Annotated in this window: 10 protein-coding genes; 4 read left to right on the top strand and 6 right to left on the bottom strand. The window is 75.8% G+C overall.

Going from position 1 to position 9,318, the window contains the following annotated elements; translation table 11 throughout:
• Both GTQ99_RS15235 and GTQ99_RS15230 read right to left on the bottom strand, forming a co-directional pair.
• A partial coding sequence (locus GTQ99_RS15235; protein ID WP_205707553.1) for a YflT domain-containing protein occupies positions 1-526 on the bottom strand: 526 nt, incomplete at its 3' end.
• Positions 527-690: 164 nt separating this feature from the next.
• Entirely contained in the window at positions 691-1,296 is a 606-nt protein-coding gene (locus GTQ99_RS15230; RefSeq protein WP_166616587.1) for a Dps family protein, read from the bottom strand.
• An 85-nt stretch (positions 1,297-1,381) separates the two neighbouring features.
• On the opposite strand from GTQ99_RS15230, the gene GTQ99_RS25265 reads away from it, so the two are divergent.
• From GTQ99_RS25265 to GTQ99_RS15210, 4 genes are all read left to right on the top strand, one after another.
• On the top strand, positions 1,382-2,686 hold the full coding sequence (locus GTQ99_RS25265) for a magnesium transporter MgtE N-terminal domain-containing protein (protein ID WP_166616586.1): 1,305 nt from the start codon (positions 1,382-1,384) through the stop codon (positions 2,684-2,686).
• 13 nt (positions 2,687-2,699) lie between these two features.
• Entirely contained in the window at positions 2,700-3,419 is a 720-nt protein-coding gene (locus GTQ99_RS15220; protein WP_420814570.1) for a DUF1003 domain-containing protein, read from the top strand.
• Positions 3,416-5,170 carry an ATPase, T2SS/T4P/T4SS family gene (locus tag GTQ99_RS15215; protein ID WP_166616584.1) on the top strand — a complete coding sequence of 585 codons (1,755 nt, stop codon included), beginning with the start codon at positions 3,416-3,418 and terminating at the stop codon, positions 5,168-5,170. Before GTQ99_RS15220 ends, GTQ99_RS15215 begins: the two co-directional genes overlap by 4 nt.
• A gap of 84 nt (positions 5,171-5,254) precedes the next feature.
• Positions 5,255-6,400: an Mrp/NBP35 family ATP-binding protein gene (locus tag GTQ99_RS15210; RefSeq protein WP_166616583.1), complete on the top strand. Its 1,146-nt coding sequence runs from the start codon at positions 5,255-5,257 to the stop codon at positions 6,398-6,400.
• Positions 6,401-6,433: 33 nt separating this feature from the next.
• On the opposite strand, the gene GTQ99_RS15205 is transcribed toward GTQ99_RS15210, so the two are convergent.
• The 4 genes from GTQ99_RS15205 to GTQ99_RS15190 all read right to left on the bottom strand — a co-directional run bounded on the left by GTQ99_RS15205 (position 6,434) and on the right by GTQ99_RS15190 (position 9,106).
• Entirely contained in the window at positions 6,434-6,826 is a 393-nt protein-coding gene (locus GTQ99_RS15205; RefSeq protein ID WP_166616582.1) for a twin-arginine translocase TatA/TatE family subunit, read from the bottom strand.
• A 9-nt stretch (positions 6,827-6,835) separates the two neighbouring features.
• Entirely contained in the window at positions 6,836-8,311 is a 1,476-nt protein-coding gene (locus GTQ99_RS15200) for a S1C family serine protease (RefSeq protein WP_240897485.1), read from the bottom strand.
• 24 nt (positions 8,312-8,335) lie between these two features.
• Positions 8,336-8,683, bottom strand: a complete 348-nt coding sequence (locus GTQ99_RS15195) for a hypothetical protein (RefSeq protein WP_166616581.1) — start codon at positions 8,681-8,683, stop codon at positions 8,336-8,338.
• Between the two features lie 198 nt (positions 8,684-8,881).
• The gene (locus GTQ99_RS15190; RefSeq protein WP_166616580.1) at positions 8,882-9,106 is read right to left on the bottom strand and encodes a DUF3107 family protein; all 225 of its coding nucleotides are present in this window, start codon (positions 9,104-9,106) and stop codon (positions 8,882-8,884) included.
• Positions 9,107-9,318 lie beyond the last annotated feature (212 nt).

Here is a 9,318-nt window from a genome sequence, read left to right as displayed (position 1 = left end):
GTGCTGGGCCGGGCCCGGGGACCTGGGCGCGGCCCAGGCCGTTGGGCAGCCGGCCCAGCACCTCGCGCGCCTGGCCCGCCAGCTGCGGCAGGCACAGCACGAGGTACTCCGAGGCCACGATCTGGCTGGAGGAGGTGAAGTCGCGCCGGCCGCCGGTGAGGGCGTACGAGATGACGCCGAAGAGCATGCCGAAGCCGGCGCCGACGAGGACGCCGGTCAGCAGCGCCCCGCTGCCCCCGCCGCCGAAGACGGACAGCATGAGGCCGATGAGCAGGCCGAACCAGGCGCCCGAGGCGGCTCCCGCGCCGGCGGCGCGCCCGTAGGTGAGCCGCCCGGTGACCCGCTCGACCATCTGCAGGCCGTTGCCCACGATCGTCACGTTCTGCACGGGGAAGTGCTCGTCGGAGAGGAAGTCCACGGCGCGCTGCGCCTCGGAGTAGGTGGCGTAGCGCCCGATCGCCTCCCCCGACGGCGGGGTGGGGGTGGTGACCCGTTGCGGACCACCCATGGGCCCGAGGTTCGACATCGCGACTTCCTCACCGGTTCTCGTCCCGCGGCTGCTCCGCGGGATCGGGTGTCGATCGGGCCGGCGCCGGTGCGGCACGGGACCTCGACACCTGCTCCAACGCGGACGCACCGCGCGCGGTGCCCGCGGGCGGTGCGCCCGCTGGCGCTCAGGTGCTCAGGCGCTCAGGCGGTCTCGCGCTTGGCGCCGGCCCGCTCCCCCGCCTGCCGCTTGGCCTGCCGCTCGGTCTCGGCGCCGGCCGTGGACAGCTGCCCGCCGGAGGTCTCCAGGTGGGCGCGCACGAACCAGTGGAACTGCTCCAGCTGCGCGGACTGCGCGATGAGCATGTCCTCGGTGATCGGGTCCAGCTCGCCGGCCGTCTCGATGGCGCGGCGGTGGTCCTCGATGACGCCGGCGTAGACGAGGTCGAGGGCGCCGAGGTGCTCGATGGCGCCGGCGCGGCCCACGGAGTAGTCGTCCCAGCCGCGGTCGGCCACGATGGCGCCCGGGGTGCCGACGGGCGAGAGCCCCAGGGTGGCGATGCGCTCGGCGGTGGTGTCGGCCATGTCGCGCACGGCCTCGACCTGCGGGTCGAGCATCTCGTGGACGGCGACGAAGTGCGGGCCGACGACGTTCCAGTGCACGTGCTTGAGCGTCAGGTGCAGGTCGGTGAGGGCGTTGAGGCGGTCCTGCAGCACCACCGCCACCTGGGCGCCCTGCTCGGTGCTCAGCCCGGGGACCGTGTAGAGGGGCGCGCCCTCCGACTTCAGCTTCTTGCTCTCCTTGGCCATGGCGTCACCGTAGGAGCGCCGTGGGCGGCCCGCGCGGCGAAACGGGCGGTCGGGCGGCGCGCCGTCGGCCACTAGATTGGCGGGTGTGACCGGCCCCACCACGCGCGTCTTCGCCGCCCGACTCGCCGGCACGGCGGTGTTCGACCCGCAGGGCGACCAGGTCGGCCGGGTGCGCGACCTCGTCGGCCTGCTGCGCGCCCGCGGTCCGCTGCGCGTCATCGGGCTGGTCGTCGAGGTGCCCGGCCGCCGCCGGGTCTTCGTGCCCATGACGCGGGTGACCAGCGTGGACACCGGCCAGGTGCTGACGACGGGCCTGGTGAACATGCGCCGCTTCGAGCAGCGGCGCACCGAGACGCTGCTGCTGGCCGAGCTGCTGGACCGCACGGTGGAGCTGGCCGACGGCAGCGGCGCGGCGACCATCGAGGACCTCGCGATGGAGCCGGTGCGCCCGCGCGACTGGCAGCTGACGAAGCTGTTCGTGCGCCGCGGTGCCGCCCCGCGCGGGCTGTCGGGCCGGCTGCGCCGGCGCGGGGAGACGATGACGGTCGACGTCGAGGCCGTCGTCGGGCTGACCGTGGCCGACGGCGACCAGGGCGCGACGAACCTGCTGGCGGCCTTCGAGGAGCTCAAGGCCACCGACCTGGCCGAGGTCATCCACGAGCTGACGCCCAAGCGCCGGCGCGAGGTCGCCGCCGCCCTCGACGACGAGCGGCTGGCGGACGTGCTGGAGGAGCTGCCCGAGGACGACCAGGTCGAGATCCTCTCCGCGCTGGAGGGCGACCGCGCCGCGCACGTGCTGGAGGAGATGCAGCCCGACGACGCCGCCGACCTGCTCTCGGACCTGCCCGCCGAGCAGGCCGAGCGGCTGCTGGCGCTCATGGAGCCCGACGACGCGGCCCCGGTGCGCCGGCTGCTGGCCTACGACGAGCACACCGCGGGCGGGCTCATGACCACCGACCCGGTGGTCCTGGCCCCGGACGACACCGTCGCCGAGGCGCTCGCGCACGTGCGCCGCGCCGAGCTGCCCTCGCCGCTGGCGACGGCCGTGTACGTGTGCCGGCCGCCGCTGGAGACGCCCACCGGCCGCTACCTGGGCACCGCGCACCTGCAGCGGCTGCTGCGCGAGCCGCCGCAGACGCCGCTGGGGCAGATCCTCGACGACGACGTGGACCCGCTCTCGCCGGAGGAGGGCCTGCAGGCGGTGACCCGCCAGCTGGCCGCCTACAACCTCGTCTCGCTGCCCGTCGTCGACGAGGACGGGCACCTGCTGGGCGCGGTGACCGCCGACGACGTCCTGGACCACCTGCTGCCCGAGGACTGGCGGGAGGCCGAGGGCGAGGTCTTCCACCACGCCGGGGAGCGCGGCGCGTCGGCGGTGAGCCGTGGCTGAGCGCGCACCGCGGGTGCCGCGCCGCTCGCCCCGGCGCGCGCGCGCCGAGTCCGTCGCGCTGGACGTGCCCCGCGAGACGCGCCGCCAGCTGCTCTCGCGCCCGCAGGTGGACCCGGACGCCTTCGGGCGGGCCTCGGAGAAGTTCGCCCGCTTCATGGGGACCGGGCGCTTCCTCGTCTACATGACCGCCTTCGTCGTGGTCTGGGTCCTGTGGAACGTCGCGGCACCGGAGCGGGTCCGCTTCGACCCGTACTCCTTCACGTTCCTGACGCTGGTGCTGTCCCTGCAGGCCTCCTACGCCGCGCCGCTGATCCTGCTGGCGCAGAACCGCCAGGACGACCGCGACCGCGTCCTCAACGAGCAGGACCGCTCCCGCGACGAGCGCGCGCTCGCCGACACCGAGTACCTGACCCGCGAGGTCGCGGCGCTGCGCATCGCGCTGCGCGAGGTCGCCACCCGCGACTTCGTGCGCTCGGAGCTGCGGGCCGTGCTGGAGGAGCTGCGCGACGAGGAGGAGGGCGCGCCGGCGCGCGAGGGCAAGCGCAAGGGCGGCAAGAAGCGCAAGCGCACCGGCGAGCCGGGCGCGGATCCCCCCGGCTCCGCCGGCCCCGCCGGCCGCGCCGGGTCTTCCCGTCCCGCACCGGCGTCCCCCTCCGGCGCGGGGGCCGCTGACCCGTCCGGCCCAGCGCGGACCTCAAGCGGTGACGAGGACGTGCCGACACCCAACGGGTGACGACTCTCGACGCCGCCCCGGGGGCTGTCCCCGCGCAGCCCGGCCAGCCGGCCACCCAGGTCCGCCGGCGCCTGGGTGACGTGCTCGTCGAGAAGGGCCTGCTGCTGCCGGAGGACCTCGACGTCGCGCTGGCCGAGCAGCGCAACATGGAGGGCCCGCGCCGGCGCCTGGGGCAGATCCTCGTCGAGCTGGGGATGGTCTCCGAGTCCGAGCTCGCGCAGTGCCTGGCCGAGCTGCTGCAGCTGGAGCACGTCGACCTCTCCCGGCTGAGCCTGTCCCCCGACGTCGTGCGCCTGCTGCCGCGCGCGGTCGCCGAGCGCTGCCGCGTGCTGGTGCTGGACAAGACGCCGGAGTACCTGCTCGTCGCGGCCGCCGACCCCACGAACGTCCTGGCCCTGGACGACGTGAAGCTCTACACGCGCACGCCCGAGCTGCACGTCGTCGTGGCGCCGGACTCGCAGATCCGCGACCACCTGGCCCGCGCCTGGTCGCTGACCGAGGACACCACCCAGGTCTCGCGGATGGTGGAGGAGGCCTCCGACGACGACGACGAGGACCCGCTGGCGGCCCTCAACGGCTCCGTCGACGACGACGCGCCCATCGTCAAGCTCGTCAACCGCATCCTGTCCGACGCCGTGCGGCTGCGCTGCTCCGACATCCACCTGGAGTCCCAGCGCGACCAGCTGCGCGTGCGCTTCCGCATCGACGGCCTGCTGCGCGACGTGATGTCGGCGCCCAAGCGGGTCGCGCCGAGCGTCATCAGCCGCATCAAGATCATCTCCGGGCTGGACATCTCCGAGCGGCGCATCCCCCAGGACGGGCGCACCCGCGTCACGGTGGACGGCGCGGCCATCGACTGCCGCGTCTCGACGCTGCCGGCGCTGCACGGGGAGAAGGTCGTCATCCGCCTGCTCACCCGCGGCGACGACGTGCCGTCGCTGCCGTCGCTGGGCTTCGAGCCCGAGCAGCTGGAGGTCTTCGAGAAGGCCCTCAGCGTCCCGCAGGGCCTCGTGCTCATCACCGGCCCCACCGGCTCGGGCAAGACGAACACCCTGTACGCCGCCATCCACGCGACGATGTCGCCGGAGAAGAACATCATCACCCTCGAGGACCCCGTCGAGGTCCAGCTGCCCGGCATCACCCAGGTGCAGGTGCACGCCAAGGTGGGCATGACGTTCTCGGCCGGCCTGCGCTCGGTGCTGCGCCAGGACCCCGACATCGTCCTCATCGGCGAGGTCCGCGACTCCGAGACCGCCGAGCTGGCGCTGAAGGCCGCGATGACCGGTCACCTGGTGCTGACCACCCTGCACACCAACTCCGCGGTCGGGGCGCTGACGCGGCTGGTCGACATGGGCGCCGCGCCGTTCCTCGTCGCCAGCTCGCTGACGGCCGCGATCGCGCAGCGCCTGGTGCGCCGCCCCTGCGAGTCCTGCGCCGACGGCTACATCCCCGACGACGACGTGCTGGCGCTGCTGGGCCTGACGATCGAGGACATCCTCGACGCGACGCCGCTGAAGGGCACCGGCTGCCCCGAGTGCGGCGGCACGGGCTACCGCGGCCGCACCGCGGTCTACGAGGTCCTCGACGTCACCCCGAGCATGCGCAAGGTGCTCATGAGCGACGCGACCGAGTCGGCGCTGCTGGCCGAGGCCGAGCGCATCGGCATGAAGACGCTGCGCCAGTCGGCGCTGGCCAAGGCCATGCGCGGGGAGACGACCTTCGAGGAGGTCGTGCGCGTCACGGCGGGCTGACCGCCTCCCTCCCGGAGCGGTGGTCGGCCGGAGCGGTGGTCGGCCGGTCGGGCCGCCGGGCACCCGGCCACGTACCCTGGCGCCATGCCGCCCACGCCCACCGCCGACAGCGTGCGCGAGGGCGTCCTGCGCGCCCTGGCCACCGTCGACGACCCCGAGCTGCACCGCCCCATCACCGACCTCGGGATGGTCGACGGCGTCGACGTCGACGCCGAGGGCCTGGTGGACGTGCGGGTGCTGCTGACGATCGCCGCCTGCCCGATGCGCGACACCCTCACGCGCGAGGTCACGGCGGCCGTGGGCACCGTCGAGGGCGCCCGCGGGGTCCGCGTGCACCTGGGCGAGATGACCCCCGAGCAGCGGCGCGGCCTCACCGAGAAGGTGCGCGGCACCACCGGCGCCGCCCCGACCATCCCCTTCAACGCCCCCGGCAGCCTCACCCGCGTCTACGCCGTCGCCTCCGGCAAGGGCGGCGTGGGCAAGTCCAGCGTGACGGTGAACCTGGCGGCCGCGATGGCCGCCGACGGCCTGCGGGTGGGGGTCCTGGACGCCGACGTGCACGGCTTCTCGGTGCCGCGCCTGCTCGGGGTGACCGGCAGGCCCACCCGCGTGGACAACATGATCATCCCGCCCACCGGCCACGGCGTGCGGGTCATCTCCATCGGGATGTTCGTGCCCGGCAACGAACCCGTCGCCTGGCGCGGGCCGATGCTGCACCGGGCGCTGCAGCAGTTCGCCAGCGAGGTGCACTGGGGCGACCTCGACGTGCTGCTGCTGGACCTGCCGCCGGGCACCGGCGACATCGCGATCAGCGTCGCGCAGCTGCTGCCGCGCGCCGAGGTGCTCGTCGTGACCACCCCGCAGGTGGCGGCCGCGGAGGTCGCCGAGCGCGCCGGGGCGGTGGCCGCGCAGACCGAGCAGCGGCTGGTCGGCGTCGTGGAGAACATGAGCTGGCTGCAGCTGCCCGACGGGCAGCGCATGGAGGTCTTCGGCTCCGGCGGCGGGGCGCGGGTCGCGCAGTCGCTGAGCGCCCGGCTGGGCACGGACGTGCCGCTGCTGGGTCAGGTGCCGATGGACGTGGCGCTGCGCGAGGGCGGCGACGAGGGGCTGCCCGTCGTGCTGCGGGCACCGGACTCCCCCGCGGCGGTCGTCCTGCGCGACCTGGCGCGCACGCTCGCCCGCCGCCCGCGCGGGCTGGCCGGGCGGAAGCTGGGCGTCAGCGTCGCCTGAGCCCGCGGCGGGCCCGCGGGCCGGGGCGCGGGCTCAGGTCGCGTCCTCGTCGTAGGGCACCGGCGACGGCTCGGCCGCCGGCCGGGCCGACCTCTTGCCGAGGTCCACGCCCGTGCGCCCGCCCGCGGCGGTGGAGCCCGCGCCCGGCTTGGCCGGTGCGTCGTCGTCCTCCCACGCCTCGCTGAGCGCGTCGCGCACGATGCGGCGCGGGTCGTACTGGCGCGGGTCCAGCTTCTGCCAGTCGATGTCGTCGAACTCCGGACCGAGCTCCTCGCGCATCTGCGCCTGCGCACCCTTGGCGAACCGGCGCGCCGACTTCACCAGCGACGCCAGCTGCTCGGCGTAGTGCGGCAGCCGCTCGGGTCCGAGGATCACGAGCGCCACGACGAGGAGGACGAGGAACTCGCCCCCGTTGATGCCGAACACGCAGCGATCCTAGCCGTCGGCTTCGAGGGTCACGGGCACCTCCGAGGTGGAACCACCCCGGCGCACCGTCAGGGTCACCGTCTCGCCGGGCTCGCGGGCCCGGATGTCGACGATGAGCTCGACCGCCTCGGTCACCGGCCGGCCGTCGATGGCGAGCACGACGTCACCGGGCCGCAGCCCCGCGCGGTCGCCCGGACCGCCCGGTGCCACCGCGTCGGCGGCGTCGGCGATGCGCACGCCCTCCCCGGTGTAGCCGCTGTCCAGCGACACCCGGATCACCGGGTGCTCGGCGCGGCCGGTGCGGATGAGCTGCTCGGCGGTGCGGCGGGCCTGCTCGGAGGGGATGGAGAAGCCCAGGCCGATGCTGCCCGTCGTCGAGGTCACCCCCGGCAGCGAGGCGATCGCGGAGTTGACCCCCACCACCTGGCCGGCGCTGTTGAGCAGCGGGCCGCCGGAGTTGCCCGGGTTGATGGCGGCGTCGGTCTGGATGGCCTGGATGTAGGAGGCGTCCCCGGCGGACTCCCCCGCCGACACCGGCCGGTTGAGCGCCGAGACGATCCCCTCGGTGACGGTGCCCTGCAGCCCCAGCGGAGCGCCGACCGCCACGACCGGGTCGCCCACGACGACCGCCGAGGAGTCGCCCATCGGCAGCGCCCGCAGGCCCTCGCGCTCGACCCGCACGACGGCCAGGTCGTAGGAGACGTCGGCGCCGACGACCTGGCCGGCGACCTGCACGCCGTCCTGGAAGACGACGGTCACGCCGTCCTCGTAGGCGCCCGCGACGACGTGGTTGTTGGTGAGGACGAACGCGGAGCCGCCCCCGGAGGCGTCCAGCACGAAGCCCGAGCCCGTGCCCTGCCCCTCGGCGCCCTCCACCTGCAGCGCCACGACGCTGGGCAGCGCGGCCGCGGCGATGCCGGCGACGCTCCCGCTCGGGCGGTCCGTGGAGGCGGGGGCCGGCGAGGGGATGCTCACCGCCGGGTACGTGCCCGCGCCGCCGTCGGAGAGCTCCTCCTGCAGCAGCGCCCCGGCGAAGCCGCCGCCGACGCCCAGCACGAGCACCGCCGTCGCCGTCCCGATCCAGCGCGCCGGCTGCCCGCGGCGGCGGCCCGGGCCGGTGCCCCGCGGATCGGCCGCGGGATCGCGGTAGGGGTCGTCCCAGCCGGGCAGCGGCGCACCGCCGGCGCCCGGCGCGGGCCGGGTGCCGTCGTCGGGACCGGGCCAGGCACCGGCCGGCGCCTGCGGCGGGAACGCGTCGTGCCCCGCGTGCTGCGCGGCGTGCTGACCCGCGTGCTGACCGGCGTGCTGACCCGCCTGCTGCCCCGCGTGCTGACCGCCCGGCTGCCACCAGGGCGAGGCCCCGCCCGCGGGGGCGGTGGGCGGACCGGCCCACGGGTCGCGCTCGGCGGGCTCGGCCCAGCCCTCGGGCGCGGGACGCCGGTAGGGGTCGTCCCGGCCGTCACCCGGACCGGACGGTGTCGTCATCGCGCGCTCGTGCTCCTCGACGGCTCAGCGGGCGGCGGCGGGCGCCGTCGGCGCGCCGGCCGCGGGTGCGCTCGTCGGTGCCCCGGCCGCGGGTGCGCTCGCGCTGGGCGAGGTCGCCGCGGGGCGGGTCGCGCTCGGCGGTGCGGGGGTGGCCGTGCTGGTGGACGTGCTGGTGGCCGTGCTGGTGGCCGTGCTGGTGGACGTGGCCGAGGGCCTGGTGCGCAGCTCCGCGACCGGTGCCGGCGCGTCGCCGCCGGGTGTGCCGAGCACGAGCACGCCGACGATGCCCGCGCCGAGCAGGGAGAAGGTCCCGGCGGGCGCGCCGCCGCCCCGCGCGAGCTCCCGGGTGGGGCGCGACGGGGGCGGAGCCACCCGGCGGGGGAGTCGTCGATCGGGACGTGCGGCCGCGTCGCGGCAGTCGGCAGCCGATCGGGACTGGCGACCGGGCAACCATGAACACGACCATGGTAACCGCGCGGCGCCCGCCGCGGTGCCGCACGGTCACCGGACGCGGACGGGGCGCGCACCGCCGCAGCGGTGCGCGCCCCGTCCCGGCGCTCCTCGGCGTCCTCAGCCGAGGCCGAAGCCGACCTTGCGGACCTCCGAGGCGCCGATGTCGACGTAGCCCAGCGACGCCGCCGGCACGACGACCAGACGGCCCTTCTCGTCCTTCAGCTGCAGCACCGAGCCGCTCGAGAGCGCCCCGGTGACCGCCGCGGTGATCTCCTCGCTGGTCTGGGCCGACTCGAACACCAGCTCGCGTGCGACGTTCTGCACGCCGATCCGAACCTCCACCGCAGTCCCTCCCGGGTCATCGACTCGTCCTGCTCACCCGCCACGCTAGTCGCCGCCGCTCGCGGGCTGCCCGCCGGTTCGCCGCCAGCGGACGCCGCGGGTGCTGCTGCCATGCTCGGGACGTGCCCGCTCCGCTCCCGCCGCCGTCCCCGGCGACCTCCCGCAGCGCCCCGCGCAGCACCGCAGCCGCCTCCGCCGGCACACCCCGCCGG

It is taken from the genome of Kineococcus vitellinus (assembly GCF_009906315.1).
GTDB lineage: Bacteria > Actinomycetota > Actinomycetes > Actinomycetales > Kineococcaceae > Kineococcus > Kineococcus vitellinus.
The sequence above is the reverse complement of the archived record's forward strand: the minus strand, read 5'-3'. Positions and strand labels throughout refer to the sequence as shown.